Genomic DNA, 18,074 nt, shown 5'->3' on the forward strand with positions numbered 1-18,074 from the left:
ACTACTACATACTAAGCGAGGTAAAAAGTCTAGCTTATTATTGTAATTGCGCGACTAAATACTGATGAAGTTGTGGTAAAGCTGCACTGGCTTCTATGCCCTCAGCATTAATCCAAATACTTTCACTGTAATGTTCAAAGTTTAGATTAAAACTATGATCTGTAAAGTGAAAGCGTAATTGATGACGATCAGCGCCAGCATCAAAATCAGCGGTTGTTATTGCTGGAGCGTGTAAGAAAAGCGTAGCCCAAAGTTCAAAGTCTTCGTCGTGTGGCAGCTCATTCGACGTTACGAGAATAATTTCATGCTCGGCATCATACGTTAGTTCAGTCATAGCAGTCCTAATTAGCGGCAAGATAGTCGCGAATGGTATTTAAAAATGGTGCGCCGTACTTATTTAGTTTAGTAAAACCAACTCCCGATACCTTTAAAAACTCACTGTCGTTGGTTGGCATTAACTGCGCCATTTCTGCAAGGGTTTTATCATTGAATACCACATAAGGTGGCACATCATCGGCATCTGCCAACTCTTTACGTAAGGCGCGTAATTTAGCAAACAGCTTTTTGTCGTAATTAAACTGAGCGAGTTTATCTTGGTATACATGTTTCGCCTGTAATCGAGGCTCAGCAAGTTGCAGTGCATATTCACTTTTAAGAACCGCACGGGCGGCTTCTGTTAAGCGTAATGAAGAACCTTGGGTAATGTCTTGGCTTAATAACCCTTGATGGATGAGTTGCCTTAAAATACTGAGCCAAAATTCCACACTGTGCTCTTTTCCTATGCCATAAGTACTAAGCTGGTGGTGATTGTTATCACGAATGCGGCTAGTGTTTGCGCCGCGCAGCAGCTCAACGATATAACCAATCCCAAACCGTTGCTCAGCACGATACACACACGACAAAGCTTGTTGTGCGACAAGTGTGCCATCAAAGCTAGTGGGTGGGTTTAAGCAAATGTCACAGTTGCCACAGGTTTCGCGCTTATATTCACTAAAATAATTGAGCAAAATTTGTCTACGGCATGTTTGCGCTTCCGCAAAGCTGGCCATAGCATTAAAGCGCTGTTCTTCAACACGACGACGTTGTTCGTCTTCGATATCTTCAAAAAAGCGGCGTACGCGGCCTATGTCTGCCGGGTCAAAATACATAATGGCTTCTGCAGCCAAACCATCACGACCAGCACGACCGGTTTCTTGGTAATAAGCTTCGATACTTTTTGGAATATCGTAATGCACCACAAAACGTACGTTAGGTTTATTAATTCCCATGCCAAAGGCAACAGTTGCAACCACAATTTGAATATCGTCACGGGCATAGCCTGATTGCACAAATTGGCGTTGCTCGTTACTCATACCTGCATGGTAGGCTGCGGCATTAAATCCTGCATCAGCAAGTTTTTCGGCTACATCATCAACCCGTTTACGGCTGGTGCAATAAATAATACCACTTTGATTTTGCTGTTCTTTTAAATAACGAAGTAGTTGCACCATAGGTTTGAATTTTTCTTCTATGGTGTAACGAATGTTAGGTCTATCGAAGCTACCAGTATGCACGTAAGGGTGGTTAAGCTGAAGTTGTTCAATAATATCGTAACGAGTTGCTTTATCTGCCGTTGCTGTAAGTGCCATCATAGGCACATGTGTAAAGCGTTGCTTTAATTCGTTGAGTCTACAGTAATGCGGTCTAAAGTCATGACCCCAATGCGACACACAGTGAGCTTCATCAATCGCAAAGAGTGCGAGTTTTAAATGACTTAAACGCTCTAAAAATTCGTGTTGCAGTACTTTTTCAGGTGCTACATACAACAGCTTAATTTGCCCGTAGTGCAATTGTTGATAGACAGCTTGTTGCTCTTCAAAAGGCAGGCTGTTATTGATGTATGCCGCTTGTACGCCGAGTGCTCTTAGTTGGGCTACTTGGTCTTGCATCAAGGAAATAAGCGGCGAGATAACCACAGTCACACCATCGAGGATCAAAGCAGGCACTTGATAGCACAATGATTTGCCCCCACCAGTTGGTAGGAGTACAAGCGAGTCTTGTCCGTCTAGCGCAGCGGCTATAATCGCTTCTTGGCCATCACGAAAATCCTTGTAACCAAACACTTGTTTGAGTACGGCTTGTGGTGATCGAACGGGTGTGTTGGACGTTGCGGTATTGGTATTCATCGCCGAGCATTTTAGTGGTTTTTTATTGCGATGTCTTTAGCAATATACCCAAACGACCTTAAAATGCAGAATTCAGCGTTTCACAGGTGCTTAATATCAAGGCGTTACTTTGCAACAATGGCAGTCCCTTTTAAGAAGTAAATACATGGGTTTATTTAGCGCGTTTTGGTTGCGTCACTGCTGAGGGGGCGTAAAATGGCGTTTTTAAACTATAAAGCCAAACTTATGCCTACCAACATTGAGCAGCGAAAAGGCGTTATTTTCGCTTGTTTAGCCTTTTTTATGTGGGGTCTTGCGCCCATTTACTTTAAGTTTCTACAGCAGATTTCTGCTTTTGAAATCTTAATGCACCGTGTTATTTGGTCGGTGTTGTTTTTACTTCTTATCATTGCTGCTCGTCATCAATGGCAGCGTATTCGTGTGGTTCTTGGACAGCCTAAATTACTGTTGATGTTGGTGATCACAGCAAGCTTACTAGGCTTTAACTGGGGCTTATTTATTTGGGCAGTGAACAATAATCATATGCTTGATGCTAGTTTAGGTTATTACATAAATCCATTACTCAATGTGTTATTGGGTATGTTGTTTTTAGGTGAGCGGCTGCGTAAATGGCAAGGTGTTGCGGTTGGTCTAGCGCTTTGTGGTGTGTTGCTACAGCTTGTGAGCTTTGGTTCATTCCCCGTAGTTGCTTTCTCGCTGGCTAGCTCGTTTGCTATTTATGGTTTATTACGTAAAAAGTTACCAATCGAGTCATTACCAGGATTATTGCTCGAAGCGCTTATTTTATTACCTGTTGCACTTATTTATTGGTGGTTGATGGCGCCATCAGCAAGCTCTGATTTAACTGCAAATGATTGGCACATTAACTTATTACTCATTAGTGCCGGTGTGGTGACAACTTTACCACTGTTATGTTTTACCGGTGCCGCAAAGCGCCTGCAATACAGTACGCTTGGCTTCTTTCAGTACATAGGCCCAAGTTTAATGTTTATGCTTGCCGTGGCGTTTTACGGTGAAGTATTTGATGCTGAGCGTGTGGTGACTTTTGCGTGTATTTGGAGTGCTTTAGCATTATTCAGCTGGGATTCGTATCGTCAAAGTCGAAAGCAACGCAAAGCGCAGTTAGAGGCAGTGACTAAGCCTGTATAGGCTTAGCTTACTAATTTGTTGCGGCCAGAGTCTTTTGCTTGATAAAGCTTTAAATCGGCCTGTTTTATTAGTTCATCCAAACTATAAATGGGCCCATTATGAAAACCAATCGACAGCGTAAACTTGATGTGGTCTTTGCTAAATTCAGAGCTGTGTTTTTCGACAAACAAACGGAATTTTTCTAAACGCTGTAACGATTCTTGTGGATCTTGATCCGCAAAGTACACCGCAAATTCTTCACCACCGAAGCGGCCTACTAAATTATCTCCAAAATACTTCGCCATACATTGTGATAAACCTTTAAGTACTTCATCACCTGCATCATGACCATAGTTATCGTTAATTGATTTAAAGTGGTCAATATCAATCATGGCTAAAGAGACTGAGGTATCTGACATTTTTGCAGCTTTTAGGTGATTGTTTGCTTCACCGAAGAAATAGCGGCGATTAGGGAGTTTAGTGAGGTAATCAGTGTTTGCCTGCAAACGAATTGTTTTAATGTTTTCAAGCATGTCGACGTTTTGGCTTAGCCGACAATAGAACTCTTCATTATTAAATGGCTTGCGAAGGTAATCGTCAGCGCCAGATTTTAAAAAGCGCGTTGATAAATGCAGAGTATCGAGTGCAGAAATGCCGATTATGGCTTTTTCATCGTTAGAATATAAACGGCGAATTTCAACACAGAGCTCATCCCCATTCATATTCGGCATTTCGTTATCGGTAATGATCACCGATATTTTTGGGTTTTCAGCCAGTACTTTTAAAGCATCAACACCATCAACAGCTTCAATGGTTTGGTATTTGTGACGAGTTAATAAGTTACAAATATGGTGGCGCGTTGCCGCTGAATCATCGACCACTAATACCAATATTTGCTCATTACGAGGTAAACGAGCGAGTTGTTTTTCTAGGTATTGGTAGGCTTGTTTATTTTCTTTGGTGATGTAATCAATGATGGGATGTTTTTCAACGATATTACGTGTTGTTTCGTCAAGATTGCCGGTCATTACAATGGTGGGAATGTCGGCAGCGATAGTACAGGGGACTGCTTCTCCGGTTGGTGCGTCAGGCAGAATAAAGTCTACTACTGCACAAAAGTAACTGTGCTTGCTAATAAGCTCTTTTGCCTCAGCTAAGTTACCAGCAATGTCGGCTTCATAGCCAACTTTTTGCGCGATGTGCTTTTGCACTCGCGCAATGGTTGGCGTATCTTCAATTATTAATATTCTTCGAGTCACAACTTGCCTTGAAATAACTTACTGGCGAAACAAAAGTTATTACAAGTTTTAACCCTAAAAGGGTAAAAAAGCAAATTGTTATAGGCTATCTGACTCAGAATAATATTCAACACTTTGTGTTGTTGGGCTCGCAATACGAGAGCGCCCAAATAAGGTATGAAACTTAGTTTTGCAGGTTGTTTGTTTAAGGTATTTGATCCAAGCGCGCTCAATTGGATTGGTTGCTTCAAGGTTACCGGTAACAACTTGTACAAATTGAGTTTGAAATTCATTTTGTGGTTCTAGGGTTTTGTTGTATAAACCCTTTAGAACAACACCATGCTGCTCGAGAATGTCGGCTTCTAGCAAAGTGAAGTGACCACTACGACCAAAACCGCGTGGGAAATTTTGATCATCATAGAATTGACGTTGGCTTGCAAATGCTTGACGAAGTGATGAAATGTCATTGCTCATGGCTTTATCCTCATGCCCTATTTTCTTGCTGGAGTATGGATCAAGTTGTCGATTTTATTAAACAAATTATTTTTATCGTAAGGGTAAAAAATGGATATCGATTTATTGAAGACTTTTGTTGAAGTGGTACGTACGCGCCATTTCGGTAAAGCAGCTGAAAATTTATATATTACACAGTCTGCGGTAAGTTTTCGGATCCGACAATTAGAGCAAGGTTTAGGCGTTAACTTATTTATTCGTCAACGAAACAACATTCAGTTAACGGCACCGGGTGAGCGATTACTGCCACACGCACAAATGATCATAACGGGGATGCAACGAGCAAAAGTTGATGTGGCGCTTGCTGATAATATGCATAAGCAAATTAGTTTAGCGGGCACACCTAATATATGGGATGCTTTTTTGCAGTTTGGTATTACAAACATTGTTTCTGCTATGCCGGGTGTATCGCTAGTCGCTGAAGTAAAAGCACAGCAAGAGAGTACTCGCTTATTATTGGAGCGTACATTAGATTTGGCGGTATTATTTGATCCCCCTAAAGTTGATGAGTTGGTTGTTCAACGAATTTGTGAACTCCCTATTATTCCTGTGAGCGCTTTTGAAACCGCAAACAGCGAAAACTTTTTCGATAATCAATATGTTTATGTTGATTGGGGAACAACCTTTTCGTTATGGCATGCCCGAGAGTTTAATGGCCATGCTCCCCCTTATTTCAGAACCAGCACCGGGCGTATTGCACTCGATTTAATATTAAAATGCGGCGGCAGTGCCTTCATTCCACAATTATTAGTCGAAGAGCAGCTTAAATCTGGTGAGCTTTATCATGTTGAAGATGTTGCACATACCTCGCGAGATGTATTTGTTGCTTACCACAGAGATAATGAACAAACCCCTCTATTAGAGAAATTAGTGACATTATTAACTGAGCTGCAAATAAAGGCTTAAAATTAATTTAACTTAGCTTTTATAAAAATTTAATGCCGCAACAGTAGGTTACGTTTTTATTTCAGAAATAATTATATTTTATGAAGCTAAATTGACGTTTTTGTTTCAATTGTCATCTTTTTGTCATTTTTTGCTGTCACACTGCGCGCATTGAAACACAATATGTGTTTTTTGTTGCGATTATTGAGGAAACGACATGAAATTTGCAAAGTCTAGCTTATTCCTAGCTTTATTTGGTGGTTTATCTTTTTCTGCATTAGCTGATGTAGATGTATATGGTAAAGCAAACGTGACTGTTCAATCATCAGATGATGGCGAAGGGTCTTTCACTGAAATTAAAAGCAATAACTCACGTTTTGGCTTAAAAGGTTCAGAAAAAATTTCTGAAGGCCTAGAAGCTGTTTATAAATTTGAGTTTGGTGTAGACGTATCTGACGCTGATTCAAAAGGCGACAATGACGATAACATTACTGCGCGTAACCAATATGTGGGTGTGAAAGGTAGCTTTGGTCAAGTTGTTATCGGCCGTAACGATACAGCAATGAAGCAATCTCAAGGTAAAGTTGATTTATTCAATGACCTTGAAGGAGATATCAAGAACGCATTTAAAGGTGAAAACCGTTTAGGCGACACAATTTCTTATGCTTCTAAAGACTTTAATGGTTTCAAAGTATTAGCAACTTATGTAGCTGAAGATGATGTAGATGCTGATAACGGTTACTCAGTAGCGTTAACTTACGGCGATGCAAAACTTAAAGAAAGCAAACTTTATGCATCAGTTGCAGCTGACAGCGAAGTAAAAGGCTACGACATTGTTCGTGCAACAGTACAAGGTAAACTAGGCGACTTCAAACTAGGTGCTATGTACCAAACACAAGAAAAAGTGGATGGTAGTGCAGAAGCTGATGGTTACTTAGTAAATGCTGCTTACCAAATGAATAGCAACACTTTCAAAGTACAGTACCAAGTAATTGACTTTGATGAAGGCGATAAGAAAACAGCTATTTCTGCAGGTGTTGATCACAAGCTAAGCAAAAATACTAAAGTATTTGGTTTCTACTCGACGTTTGATACAGACAATCAAGTTGACCAAGATTACTTAGGTGTTGGTATTGAATATAAGTTCTAACCCAACACTGGGATAACTCTCTAACTTGTCAGCCCAGCTAATTAGCTGGGCTTTTTTATTGCTCTAGAAATAAAATTTTTACCGTAGTTAGCTTGCTTGAATGGTTAAGCTTGTGCGTAGTTTGATTTGCCAGCAAGCCAGCGCTGAATCAATTTATCGGTTAGTTCTGGGTAGCCGTTTAAAATTTTGAAGGCTATTGGTCTAACATGATCGAGTGTTTGCTTATCGCGGTTTAGGTCGGCGATTTTAAATTCAGCTAGGCCTGTTTGTTTGGTACCAAGTACTTCACCTGGGCCACGAATTTCAAGATCTCGTTCTGCGATAATAAAACCATCGTTACTTTCACGCAGCACACCTAAGCGTTTTTGAGCCGTCGCTGATAATGGCGAATGATAGAGTAAAACACAATGTGAAGCCGTAGCTCCTCGACCAACACGGCCACGTAGCTGGTGGAGTTGTGCGAGCCCTAGCCGCTCAGGATTCTCTATAATAATAAGGCTGGCATTGGGCACATCAACACCCACTTCAATCACTGTTGTGGCAACGAGTACATGAATATTCCCGGCTTTAAACTCACTCATGATGGCTTGTTTTTCTGCGGCTTTCATCCGCCCGTGCACTAAGCCAACGTTTAATTCTGGCAATGCTGCTTTTAATTGCTCAGCGCTATCTTCGGCGGCTTGGCATTGCAGAACTTCAGATTCATCAATCAAGGTGCAAACCCAATACACTTGCCGACCTTGCTCTGTGCAGGCTGTTCTAACGCGCTGGATAATTTCGTCGCGACGGGTATCAGGAATAGCCACTGTGGTAATAGGCGTTCTACCAGGTGGTAACTCATCAATCACTGAGGTTTCTAAGTCTGCATAGGCCGTCATTGCTAATGTTCGCGGGATAGGTGTTGCAGTCATTACTAATTGGTGTGGATAACAGTCACCAAAGCGGCCTTTTTCACGCAGTGATAAGCGCTGATGAACACCAAAGCGATGTTGCTCATCAATAATAATTAATACCAGGTTGTTAAACTCAACCTGCTCTTGGAATAATGCATGGGTGCCAACAATCATTTGCGCTTCCCCAGAGGCAATTTTTTCAAGAGTCGTTGCGCGCTCTTTACCTTTACTTTTGCCACCTAACCAAGCGACTTCAATTCCTAATTGATTAAACCATTGGCTAAAGTTGATGCCATGTTGCTCTGATAAAATCTCAGTAGGTGCCATTAAAGCTACTTGGTACCCTTCGCTTATCGCGGTGAGTGCGCTGAGCGCTGCGACTAAGGTTTTACCAGAGCCTACATCGCCTTGCACTAAGCGCATCATTGGAAATGGGTGCTGCAAGTCACCTTTTATTTCTGCCACGACACGACTTTGTGCATTGGTTGGGCAAAAGGCTAAATTAGCTAAAAATTGCTGCTCAAGCTGATTATGAGGTTTTAATGCAACTGCTTTTACGTTTTGCCCTTTTTGCCGCAGCTTTAATAGGCTTAAGTTTTGGGCTAGTAACTCTTCAAAGACTAAACGTTGTTGGGCAGGGTGCATACCTTGCTCTAGAGCTGTTAAATCAATATCGTTTTGTGGGCGATGTAAAGTCATTAAAGCATCGGCTAAGCGCATTCCAGTTGGCTGAAACTGCTCTGGCAGTAGTTCTTCTACTGGGTATTTACGTAATAGAGCAAGCGCCTGATCGCTAAGTGCACGAATAGATAACTGCTTAAGACCTTCGGTAACTGGGTATACTGGTGTCAGCGTTGTGTTTGTTGGTTGCTCAGATGGGGTATCCGATAAGCTGTATTCTGGGTGTGTCATTTCAAAACCAACACGACCACGGCGGATCTCCCCAAAGCAGCGAATGATTTTACCTGTACTTAAAGCGTTTTTTTGAGCTGCACTAAAGTTAAAAAACCTGAGTGTTAAACGGCCTGTACCATCATTGACTTGGCAAACCAGCATGCGTCTTTTACCAAAGGTGATTTGGCTGGTTTCAATCGTGGCTTCAACACTAACATGACTATGAGGTTGGAGTTCGTAGATTGGGTGAATGCGGGTGCGGTCTTCATAGCGGTGAGGCAAATGAAACAGCATGTCTTGCACCGTCTCAATATTTAGCTTAGCAAGACGCTCGGCCATTTTCGGGCCGACGCCTTTTAATTCTGTAATTGGGTATAACGCTAAGCTAGGATGACTCAAAGGTGACTCAAATTATTAATTAGTAGACTGTTTTTCAGTTTACTTGCACTCGTTAGTAGCTTCAAGCGGTTGCGTGTGTTTTAAAATGTTCCAGAACGTTTCATCAGCAACAATGTCACCATTTTCATCAAGCTCAGGGTACGGCAGCTCTTTTTCGCGGCATTGTTCTGCAATAATAGGGTGGCAGCCCTCAAACAAGATACGATGCTTAATTCTGGCATCAAGCATATCTCGGTTGTAAAGCCCAGCTTCTTCCCTTTGGCGCTGTGCTTCAAATAGAATAAGCGCTGCTGCTACGGATACATTAAGAGACTGCACCATCCCTTGCATTGGGATGATGATGTTTTTATCAGCGTGAGCGAGGGCGCGTGATGAAATACCGTCTCGTTCTTGGCCAACAATGACAGCTGTTGGTTTGGTGTAGTCGATTTCGCGAAAGTCGACTGCATCATCTGTTAAGTGAGTTGCTAAAATTTGTACTTCAGGGTTGTGAGCACGCATCATGGCAACGGCCTCATCGATATCACGATGCAAGTGGGTTTCTAGCCAGTTCTTACTACCGCCTGAGGTATTGTTGGTTAACCATTTTTGATTCTCTGGCCATACAGCATGTACGTGATGGCAGCCCGTTGCGTCTGCTGTGCGGGCAATAGCAGATAAATTATGATGCTTGTGTACTTCTTCTAAACAAACCGTTAGGTCCGTTTGGCGGCGATCTAATACGCGCTTAATACGCTCAAAGCGAGTTGTATCCATAGTTGTGTGCTCGTTGACGGATTCTAATTGGCGCTGATTATACCCTAGGGAACAACAGCTCGGCTAATTGGGTTTTGTAATGAGATCAGCGTTTCTGTTGATTGAATAGCTTCGATGGCTTGTATTTTGTTAATTAACACATCTTGTAGATGATCAATTGAGCGCGCCATCACTTTGATAAATATACTGTAATTACCTGTGGTGTAATAGGCTTCGACAACCTCTTCTAATTCTTTTAAATGCAGTAAAGTTTGCGGGTAATCACGAGCGTTATTGAGATTAATGCCAATAAAGCAGCAAACATCGTAACCAAGCTGTTTGGCATCAATACTGACTTGGGTACCTGTAATAATACCCGCTTGTTTCATCTTTTCGACCCTAACATGAATGGTGCCGGCACTTACAGCAAAGCGTTTAGCAAGTTCTGCATACGCTGTTCGGGCATTTTCCATTAAAGCGTTAAGGATGTTTTTATCGAGATTATCGATTTGATAATTTTCCATGGTATTTCTTAGTATTAATTGTTGAATCAATAATTTTTATAGCATTATTTTTATGAATATTTCAATGTTAAGTTCTTTTTATTGCGGGTTATTGAAAATAATCTTTGTTTGGTTGAGGATTGCTTTAACAGGAGGAGCCAAGCAGCGGGTTTCTCTAATTAAGCAAGTAACAATAACTGGGAATGAGGCCAATTATTATGAGTTCACACTACCTGCAGCAACAGCAGCAAATTAGTAAAGTAAAACAGTTTTTTTCAAGCCAATTAGAACAACAATTAGGGTTAGTTGAAGTACAAGCGCCGATCTTGGCAAAAGTAGGCGATGGTATTCAAGATAACTTAAGCGGTACTGAAAGTGCTGTATCGGTAGCAGTGAAAACAATTCCGGGTAGCCAATTTGAAGTGGTCCACTCTTTAGCAAAGTGGAAACGTAAGACCTTGGCTGATTACGATTTTTCGGTAGGTGAAGGACTTTATACGCATATGAAAGCGCTTCGCCCTGATGAAGAATCTTTAAGCCCAATCCACTCGGTGTATGTTGACCAATGGGATTGGGAAAAAGTGATTTGCGAGAGTACAGAGCGTACCTTAGACAAACTAAAAGAAACCGTAACATCGCTTTATCAGGCGATTAAAGCAACCGAACGCTTTGTGGCTAGTGAGTTTGATTTAACCTCGTTTTTGCCCGAGCAAATCACCTTTGTACACAGTGAACAGCTACGTCAGATGTATCCTGACTTTACAGCGAAACAACGTGAAAAAGCGGTCGCACAAGAATACGGTGCGGTATTTTTAATTGGTATAGGCGGCACACTTGCCGATGGTAAAATTCATGACGTACGAGCGCCCGATTATGACGATTGGTCAACACAAACCTGTAGTAAATTTGCAGGTTTAAACGGTGATATTTTAGTTTGGAACCCAGTGCTTGAAGATGCATTTGAAATCTCTTCAATGGGGATTCGAGTAAGTCCTGATGCCTTAGCTACTCAATTAGCGATTACAGGCGACCAAGCTCGTTTGGAGTTTGATTGGCATAAACAGCTACTCGCGAAGAAGTTTCCGCAAACGATAGGTGGTGGTATTGGTCAATCACGACTCGCTATGTTGCTGTTACAAAAACAGCATATCGGGCAAGTACAAGTAGGTGTTTGGCCTGAGCAGCTAAAACAGCAAGTGGAAGGAATTCTTTAAATTAAGATTTAAAGACCCTGGTAAAAAGAGGCTTTAACTTAAAGCCTCTTTTTTATTAACTAGTTTTAAACTCAACCTCGACCTTGTTTTCTTCGAGCTTCACTTTGCAAGGTGGATATTGGCGGTTAGTTAAAAGTACTTTTTCGAAAATATGAATTTCGACGCCGGAGTGTAGTTTTTTATTAACTACTAACTGCGCATCTTCCAGTAAATCATGCAAATGATGCTCTAAGCTTGATAGCTTTTTCTCAAGAGTTTCAGCTTGCTCGCAATAGTGCATTTGTGTGGCACCAATTTTTGCGAGTAATTGCTTTTTCTTTTCGGCATCTTTTACTTGATCTGCCTTTTCAATAGCAGTTTGTAAGGTATCAAGTTGCGCATCTGTTTGTGCTAAGTCTTTTAAGCACTGATCTGTTTGCGCGGTTACATCAGCACCTGAAGCGGCTAAGTTAATCACCATTTTAGCACCCGATTCATTGCCAATTTCGCCAGCAATAATCATTTGTGCATCTAAGATTTCTCCGCCGAATAGCTTGCCTTGCGGATTATCTTCTTGGCCTATTTGCAACAGCTTAGTGGCTTTCATCGTACAATGGCTGGCTTGGCGCTCAATGAGAATATTATTGGCTTCAAGATAGCAGTATTGACCATGTGATAAGTGAATGTCACCTTGGCTGATGATATTACATGATAACTTTTTATCTTCGAGCTGGTGGCCAATCACGCCTTGTTTTATGGTGATATCGCCAGCCGCTGATAAATGACCAGACTCTACAGTACCCATAACAGTTATATCGCCTTTGGCATTAATACGCATGCCTGGTTCAACGTTATGAGTCACAATGACGCTGCCTTCAAAGTCTACGTGACCACTTTTTACGTTTACATCGGCAATAGTAAAAATATCATCAACACGCATGCCATTGGCAATATCAACAGGGACACCGGCAATGACAGAAATGAGTTCAAGTGGATTATTTTTAGATATTTCGGTACCTTCACCAGCAACTAATGTACTGCTCTCACCTGGTTTGGCTGGCAGTACATCACCGGTGACAGTAAAGCCTTCTTTACCAGGAGTTGCCGGAATTTGTTTAACTAGTAATACGCCAGGCTCTACGCTAGCTAATTTACCAAAGTCACGCATATCGGCAGTGCCATCCTCTCGTAGCTTTGGTTTTTTTAGGCGATCTTTTAAGGTCTCAACTTGTGGTACAAATTTGGATGGTTGACCATCAATAGGCAAGCGACCTTTTGCTAGCACCCCTTTAGCTACTTCTCCTGCGGGTAATTCAAATTGCTTCTGTAGTAATTGTTCTAAAAAGGTTTGTTTGTAACCTCGGGCTACCCCTGCTTTGATAAGCTCTTTCTTCGCTTCTTCAAGGCTCATTACTTTACCGCCTTCAGCGACGGTTAGCTCGCCTGTAGCCAGCATTTTATCATCGCTCAAAGTTACAACTAAGCTTGCATCATGTTTAGAAGCGACCACAAGCATGCGCTCATTAGAGTCACTTTTGAAGAAATTATTGATAGCTTCATGATCCACTCTGCATTCACAAAATGGTGACTTTTCTAATGCCTCGATAATAAACGCAGCACTAGGAGGCGAGTTTTCATGAACATCTAATAAAACGTTGCCGTTGTGAGCGAGCTTAAACACTTGTAATCCTTTTTTACTACTCTAGCTAAAGGTTTTATTAATTATAACAACAGAGTGCTAGAGAATTGCTTATGAGTCAAGAATTTCGGATGAGGAAAGTGGTAAGTTTTTCTAAAATAGCGCCAGCAACATTGCGTTGCTGGCAAGGAGCTATTAGTTTGTTGACGGAAGCTCCATGATACCGTCAATCTCAACTTGAACGCCTTTTGGTAACGCACGTACGCCAATTGCTGCGCGAGCAGGGTATGGCTGCTTAAAGTACTGACTCATTACTTCGTTAACGATAGCGAAGTTAGATAAGTCAGTTAAAAAGATATTTACTTTCACCATGTCTTGAATTTGACCGCCAGCAGCTTGGCAAACAGCTGTTAGGTTTTTGAATACTTGGTGGGTTTGTTCAGTAAAATCTTCAGAGATAACTTCCATTGTTTCTGGTACAAGTGGAATTTGACCTGATAAATAAACAGCCGTGCCTACTTTAACAGCTTGACTATAAGTACCGATAGCAGCAGGTGCATTATCAGTAGAAATAAAAGATTTGTTCATGATTATCCTTGTTACTTTTTACGATAGACTCTTTGCACATCAGGCATAACGCGAATGCGGCGCATAATATTAGCAACATGAACGCGGTTTTTTACCGTGATGCCTAAATCTATCATGTATAAATTACTTTCTTTTTCGTCAGTCGCTATCTCAACAATGTTGGCTTGGGTTGAGGCAACAACATTGGTTAATTTAGCTAGCGCACCTTGGTGGTTGATAATCTCAATACGAAGGGCTGCAATATATTCTTTCTCTGGGTTATCGTCCCATTTTACAACTAGGTATTTTGAGCGCTCTTTTTCCCAACCACGAATATTTTTACATTCTTGGCGGTGGACAGTAAGGCCTTTACCTTGGCTAATATAAGCTGTTATAGCGTCGCCAGGCACTGGGCGGCAGCACTTAGAGTAGTTAACCAACATGCCTTCAGTGCCGATGATGGTTGCTTTTGCTTTTTGCGCTAGGTCATCAAGATCGCCGGCATCAACTTGCATCAAGCGTTTCGCTATCAACACACTCATTAAGTTACCAGAACCAATTTCAACTAATAGCTCAAGCACTGTATTTAGTTCATGCTCTTGAAGTACTCGGCGAATGTTTTCATCTGGAATATCATCCAGTTTGGTTTCACCTAGAGCTGAGTCGAGTAAACGTCTACCGAGCAACATTGCTTCTTCATGCTGCTGACTCTTCAGGTAATTGCGAATACCTAAACGCGCTTTACCTGTAACAACAAAGTTTAACCAAGTTGCATTCGGGTGTGCGCCTGAGCTGGTGATGATTTCGACCGTTTGTCCTGTATCAAGAGGCTTGCTCAGAGGGTGAGGTTTACGATTAACACGTGCACCCACACAAGTATTACCAACATCAGTATGCACTGCGTACGCAAAGTCGACAGCTGTTGCGCCCATAGGGAGCTCAACTATACGGCCATCTGGCGTGAATACATAAATCTCTTCAGGGAACAGCTCTGTTTTAACGTTTTCAACAAACTCAAAAGATGAGCCTGCACTTTGTTGAAGTTCCAATAAGCTTTGCATCCATTGGCGAGCACGCTGCTGTGCTGTATTACCTGCATTATCACCGGCTTTTTTATACATCCAGTGAGCAGCAACCCCTTTGTCTGCCATGTGATCCATATCGTGGGTACGGATTTGAATCTCTACAGGAATACCATGAGGGCCAACTAGTGAGGTATGAAGTGACTGATAGCCATTAGTTTTTGGTACTGCAATATAATCTTTAAAACGGGTTTCGATTGGCTTGTAAAGGTTATGAGCAACACCTAATACGCGGTAACAGGTATCCATATTATCAACATTGATACGGAATGCGTAGATATCCATTACTTCGTTAAACGACAGCTCTTTATTGAGCATTTTCTTATAAATACTATATAGGTGTTTTTCACGGCCAGATATAGTCGCTTCGATGCCAGATTCTTCTAAGCGCGCTTCAATTTCAGTTTTAATATTACTGATAACTTCTTTTCGGTTACCACGTGCTTTGACGACTTCTGATCTTAATGCGCGATGACGCATAGGGTAAAGGGCTTGAAAACCTAAATCTTCTAATTCATTTTTAATATCATGAATACCTAGGCGGTTCGCAATTGGTGCATAAATCTCTAGCGTTTCACGGGCAATTCGGCGGCGTTTATCTGGACGCAGCGCGCCTAAGGTGCGCATGTTATGGGTTCTATCAGCCAGTTTTATTAAGATCACGCGAATATCTTGGGTCATCGCCATGATCATTTTTCGATAGTTTTCGGCTTGGAATTCTTTTTTATCTTTAAAGCTAAGTTTATCTAGCTTACTCACCCCTTCAACAAGCTCAGCAACTGTGTCGCCAAAAATTTCAGCTAAGTCTTGTTGGCTAAAGTCGGTGTCTTCAATCACGTCATGCATCAGGGCAGCCATCAGCGTTTCGTGATCTAGGTGCATGCCAGCGAGTACTTGTGTCACTTCGACAGGGTGGGTGATATAAGGCTCGCCACTTGAGCGAGTTTGGCCTTCGTGGGCTTCGCGAGCTACCACGTATGCTTTTTGTACCAGCTCAATCTCTGCTGGTGGTAAGTATTCGGATATTTTCTTTTTGAGGCCTTCGAATAGATACAAAGTCACACTCCAATGCGCAAATGAAGTAAATCGGTAACGGTATGAATAGAATATACGATGAAAAGAAGGGCTTGCCAACGGCTAGTGTAGAAATACTAGCCGTATAGCTAAATCAAAGCGGGGAGCTTGATTACTGGTTGCCACCTACGATAGCAGCCACAGCAGCCATTTCTGCTGCTTCTTGATGTTGTTGTTCTTCACGATCAATTAAGTCCATAGAAGAGCTATCAACTAGCCCTTTCTCAATTTCACGTAAAGCAATAACCGTTGGTTTGTCATTTTCAGCATCAACGAGTGGATCTTTACCACCAACCGCGATTTGGCGGGCACGACGAGCCGCAACTAAAATTAAGTCAAAACGATTACCAATTGCATCTACTGCATCTTCAACAGTTACGCGAGCCATCTCAGCACTCCAAATAAATTCTTAAGCAAAGGCGTAGTTTACTGTACCAAGTTAAATTCGCCAATAGCTTGTGGTTAATTTTTATCTTATTCTTAAAAGTATTATTTAAGTAAGTTCTCTAATAACGCCTGATGGCGCACAGTTTGGCTTTTTAACGATAAACGTTTAGCCATGACAATGGTTTCGATTTCAGCAAGCGCAGTATCAAAGTCATCGTTCACAACAACATAGTCATACTCATTATAGTGTGATGTTTCTGATTGTGCTTTCGCCATTCTTCCTGCGATTACCTCAGCAGAGTCTTGACCACGGTTATTTAAACGTGATTCTAGTTCTTCTTTTGATGGTGGAAGTATGAAGATAGTCTCAACATCATCTACTAATTTACGAATTTGCTGAGCACCTTGCCAATCAATATCTAAAAATACATCAATACCTGCAGCAAGTTGGCTTTCGATTGCTTGCTTAGATGTACCATAGTAGTTATCAAAAACTTGCGCCCATTCAAAAAAGTCATTTTTCTCAATTAGCGCTTTGAAGTCATCCACAGAAACAAAATGATAGTGCACACCGTTTTCTTCACCCGGACGAGGTGAGCGAGTGGTGTGCGAAACCGATACTTTCATATCGCCGTGTTTCTTTAATAAAGCACCAATTAAGCTTGATTTACCAGCCCCTGATGGAGCTGACAAGATAAATAAATTTCCGCGAGTTTGCGCCATGATTTGTCTCTAATAAAAAATAAACAGGCTCGGACTATCACTAATCCAAGCCTTTAATTCATCTATTGTACTTTATTTCGCTAAAAGTGCTCAAGTTTGCCTGCTTTTAGCCTCATGAAAAAAAAGACCCAGCAGGTGCTGGGTCTTATAAAAAGCTATATCACGCGTTTATTCTATATTCTGAATTTGTTCGCGCATCTGCTCAATTAACACTTTTAGCTCTACCGCAGCGTTAGTGATGTCACTGTTGATAGATTTTGATGCTAACGTGTTTGCTTCACGGTTAAACTCTTGCATCATGAAATCAAGACGTCGACCACATGCGCCGCCTTTAGTTAAGATTTTTTTGGTTTCTTTAACATGCGACTTTAATCGGTCAAGTTCTTCAGCAACATCTTGTTTTTGTGCAAGGTAAATAAGTTCTTGCTCAAGGCGAGATTCGTCGATGTCTGTTTTTAGTTCTTCAAGCTTTAGGTTTAGTTTTTCACGTTGCCATTTAGCGATTTCTGGTAAGTGGCTTTCAACAATAGCAACCTGCTCTAAAATTGCATCAAGGCGAGTCGCAATCATTTCTTGTAAGTTCGCACCTTCATCGCCGCGAGCTTGTTTGAAATCTTCAATGACTTCATCGAACCCAGCAATCAGTGCTGTATTTACGCTATCCATATCTAGCTCTTCGGCTTCCATAACGCCAGGCCAACGTAAAATATCAACAGGGTTAATGTCACCATTGCTTTGGTTTTGCACCCATTGTGCGCTTTTGATTAATTGCTCAGCGAGTGATTCGTTAATCGTTAACTCACCAACATGCGCTGGGTTTGCAGCAAACTTTAAGAAAACTTCAACTTTACCGCGTTGTAAATGTTTGCGTAAACGCTCTCGAATAACTGGCTCCATGCCACGAAA

At 41.6% G+C, this 18,074-nt stretch carries 17 protein-coding genes (1 of these 17 only partly in view); 4 read left to right on the top strand and 13 right to left on the bottom strand.

The genetic code is table 11. From position 1 onward, the window contains the following. Positions 1 to 37: 37 nt before the first annotated feature. Positions 38 to 334: a DUF3630 family protein gene (locus tag HYD28_04960; protein ID QLE08365.1), complete on the bottom strand. Its 297-nt coding sequence runs from the start codon at positions 332 to 334 to the stop codon at positions 38 to 40. A gap of 7 nt (positions 335 to 341) precedes the next feature. After that, positions 342 to 2,165, bottom strand: a complete 1,824-nt coding sequence (gene recQ / locus HYD28_04965) for a DNA helicase RecQ (GenBank protein QLE08366.1) — start codon at positions 2,163 to 2,165, stop codon at positions 342 to 344. Between the two features lie 225 nt (positions 2,166 to 2,390). On the opposite strand from recQ, the gene rarD reads away from it, so the two are divergent. Continuing rightward, a complete protein-coding gene (rarD, locus tag HYD28_04970) occupies positions 2,391 to 3,314 on the top strand; it encodes an EamA family transporter RarD (GenBank protein QLE10489.1) in 924 nt (307 codons plus the stop codon). Positions 3,315 to 3,316: 2 nt separating this feature from the next. Here rarD and HYD28_04975 read toward each other — a convergent pair whose 3' ends face one another. Together HYD28_04975 and HYD28_04980 are read right to left on the bottom strand one after the other, a co-directional pair. Beyond that, complete coding sequence (locus HYD28_04975; protein QLE08367.1) at positions 3,317 to 4,552, bottom strand: diguanylate cyclase; 1,236 nt, start codon at positions 4,550 to 4,552, stop codon at positions 3,317 to 3,319. A 78-nt stretch (positions 4,553 to 4,630) separates the two neighbouring features. Next, on the bottom strand, positions 4,631 to 5,005 hold the full coding sequence (locus HYD28_04980; GenBank protein QLE08368.1) for a DUF413 domain-containing protein: 375 nt from the start codon (positions 5,003 to 5,005) through the stop codon (positions 4,631 to 4,633). 90 nt (positions 5,006 to 5,095) lie between these two features. On the opposite strand from HYD28_04980, the gene HYD28_04985 reads away from it, so the two are divergent. Together HYD28_04985 and HYD28_04990 are read left to right on the top strand one after the other, a co-directional pair. Continuing rightward, a complete protein-coding gene (locus HYD28_04985; GenBank protein QLE08369.1) occupies positions 5,096 to 5,950 on the top strand; it encodes a LysR family transcriptional regulator in 855 nt (284 codons plus the stop codon). Positions 5,951 to 6,146: 196 nt separating this feature from the next. Continuing rightward, a complete protein-coding gene (locus HYD28_04990) occupies positions 6,147 to 7,079 on the top strand; it encodes a porin (protein QLE08370.1) in 933 nt (310 codons plus the stop codon). A gap of 104 nt (positions 7,080 to 7,183) precedes the next feature. Here the strand turns inward: HYD28_04990 and recG are convergent, their stop codons facing one another. The 3 genes from recG to asnC are packed head-to-tail and all read right to left on the bottom strand — an operon-like array spanning position 7,184 to position 10,524. After that, positions 7,184 to 9,265 carry an ATP-dependent DNA helicase RecG gene (gene recG / locus HYD28_04995; protein ID QLE08371.1) on the bottom strand — a complete coding sequence of 694 codons (2,082 nt, stop codon included), beginning with the start codon at positions 9,263 to 9,265 and terminating at the stop codon, positions 7,184 to 7,186. Between the two features lie 39 nt (positions 9,266 to 9,304). Beyond that, entirely contained in the window at positions 9,305 to 10,021 is a 717-nt protein-coding gene (gene trmH, locus HYD28_05000; GenBank protein QLE08372.1) for a tRNA (guanosine(18)-2'-O)-methyltransferase TrmH, read from the bottom strand. A gap of 44 nt (positions 10,022 to 10,065) precedes the next feature. Continuing rightward, a complete protein-coding gene (asnC, locus tag HYD28_05005; protein ID QLE08373.1) occupies positions 10,066 to 10,524 on the bottom strand; it encodes a transcriptional regulator AsnC in 459 nt (152 codons plus the stop codon). Between the two features lie 197 nt (positions 10,525 to 10,721). On the opposite strand from asnC, the gene HYD28_05010 reads away from it, so the two are divergent. After that, the gene (locus HYD28_05010) at positions 10,722 to 11,717 is read left to right on the top strand and encodes an aspartate--ammonia ligase (GenBank protein QLE08374.1); all 996 of its coding nucleotides are present in this window, start codon (positions 10,722 to 10,724) and stop codon (positions 11,715 to 11,717) included. Positions 11,718 to 11,772: 55 nt separating this feature from the next. Here the strand turns inward: HYD28_05010 and HYD28_05015 are convergent, their stop codons facing one another. The 6 genes from HYD28_05015 to HYD28_05040 form a co-directional block, all read right to left on the bottom strand. Further along, positions 11,773 to 13,377, bottom strand: a complete 1,605-nt coding sequence (locus HYD28_05015; protein ID QLE08375.1) for a DUF342 domain-containing protein — start codon at positions 13,375 to 13,377, stop codon at positions 11,773 to 11,775. A gap of 153 nt (positions 13,378 to 13,530) precedes the next feature. After that, on the bottom strand, positions 13,531 to 13,923 hold the full coding sequence (locus tag HYD28_05020) for a RidA family protein (protein ID QLE08376.1): 393 nt from the start codon (positions 13,921 to 13,923) through the stop codon (positions 13,531 to 13,533). 11 nt (positions 13,924 to 13,934) lie between these two features. After that, positions 13,935 to 16,040: a bifunctional GTP diphosphokinase/guanosine-3',5'-bis pyrophosphate 3'-pyrophosphohydrolase gene (gene spoT, locus HYD28_05025; protein ID QLE08377.1), complete on the bottom strand. Its 2,106-nt coding sequence runs from the start codon at positions 16,038 to 16,040 to the stop codon at positions 13,935 to 13,937. A gap of 130 nt (positions 16,041 to 16,170) precedes the next feature. Continuing rightward, positions 16,171 to 16,446, bottom strand: coding sequence for a DNA-directed RNA polymerase subunit omega (gene rpoZ / locus HYD28_05030; GenBank protein QLE08378.1), 276 nt, complete (start codon positions 16,444 to 16,446; stop codon positions 16,171 to 16,173). A 101-nt stretch (positions 16,447 to 16,547) separates the two neighbouring features. Next, positions 16,548 to 17,168, bottom strand: coding sequence for a guanylate kinase (gene gmk, locus HYD28_05035; GenBank protein ID QLE08379.1), 621 nt, complete (start codon positions 17,166 to 17,168; stop codon positions 16,548 to 16,550). Positions 17,169 to 17,336: 168 nt separating this feature from the next. Next, positions 17,337 to 18,074 carry the 3' portion of a YicC family protein gene (locus HYD28_05040; GenBank protein QLE08380.1) on the bottom strand. 123 nt of this gene lie beyond the right edge of the window, so only the last 738 of its 861 coding nucleotides appear in the window; its start codon lies off the right edge, out of view; the stop codon is at positions 17,337 to 17,339.

This window comes from Pseudoalteromonas shioyasakiensis (genome assembly GCA_013391845.1).
GTDB lineage: Bacteria > Pseudomonadota > Gammaproteobacteria > Enterobacterales > Alteromonadaceae > Pseudoalteromonas > Pseudoalteromonas apostichopi.

Excerpts from the sequence above, each read along its gene's own strand:
- HYD28_04960 (QLE08365.1), bottom strand. The coding sequence starts at position 334 with ATGACTGAACTAACGTATGATGCCGAGCATGAAATTATTCTCGTAACG.
- recQ (QLE08366.1), bottom strand. The coding sequence starts at position 2,165 with ATGAATACCAATACCGCAACGTCCAACACACCCGTTCGATCACCACAA.
- rarD (QLE10489.1), top strand. The coding sequence starts at position 2,391 with ATGCCTACCAACATTGAGCAGCGAAAAGGCGTTATTTTCGCTTGTTTA.
- HYD28_04980 (QLE08368.1), bottom strand. The coding sequence starts at position 5,005 with ATGAGCAATGACATTTCATCACTTCGTCAAGCATTTGCAAGCCAACGT.
- HYD28_04985 (QLE08369.1), top strand. The coding sequence starts at position 5,096 with ATGGATATCGATTTATTGAAGACTTTTGTTGAAGTGGTACGTACGCGC.
- HYD28_04990 (QLE08370.1), top strand. The coding sequence starts at position 6,147 with ATGAAATTTGCAAAGTCTAGCTTATTCCTAGCTTTATTTGGTGGTTTA.
- trmH (QLE08372.1), bottom strand. The coding sequence starts at position 10,021 with ATGGATACAACTCGCTTTGAGCGTATTAAGCGCGTATTAGATCGCCGC.
- asnC (QLE08373.1), bottom strand. The coding sequence starts at position 10,524 with ATGGAAAATTATCAAATCGATAATCTCGATAAAAACATCCTTAACGCT.
- HYD28_05010 (QLE08374.1), top strand. The coding sequence starts at position 10,722 with ATGAGTTCACACTACCTGCAGCAACAGCAGCAAATTAGTAAAGTAAAA.
- HYD28_05020 (QLE08376.1), bottom strand. The coding sequence starts at position 13,923 with ATGAACAAATCTTTTATTTCTACTGATAATGCACCTGCTGCTATCGGT.
- rpoZ (QLE08378.1), bottom strand. The coding sequence starts at position 16,446 with ATGGCTCGCGTAACTGTTGAAGATGCAGTAGATGCAATTGGTAATCGT.
- gmk (QLE08379.1), bottom strand. The coding sequence starts at position 17,168 with ATGGCGCAAACTCGCGGAAATTTATTTATCTTGTCAGCTCCATCAGGG.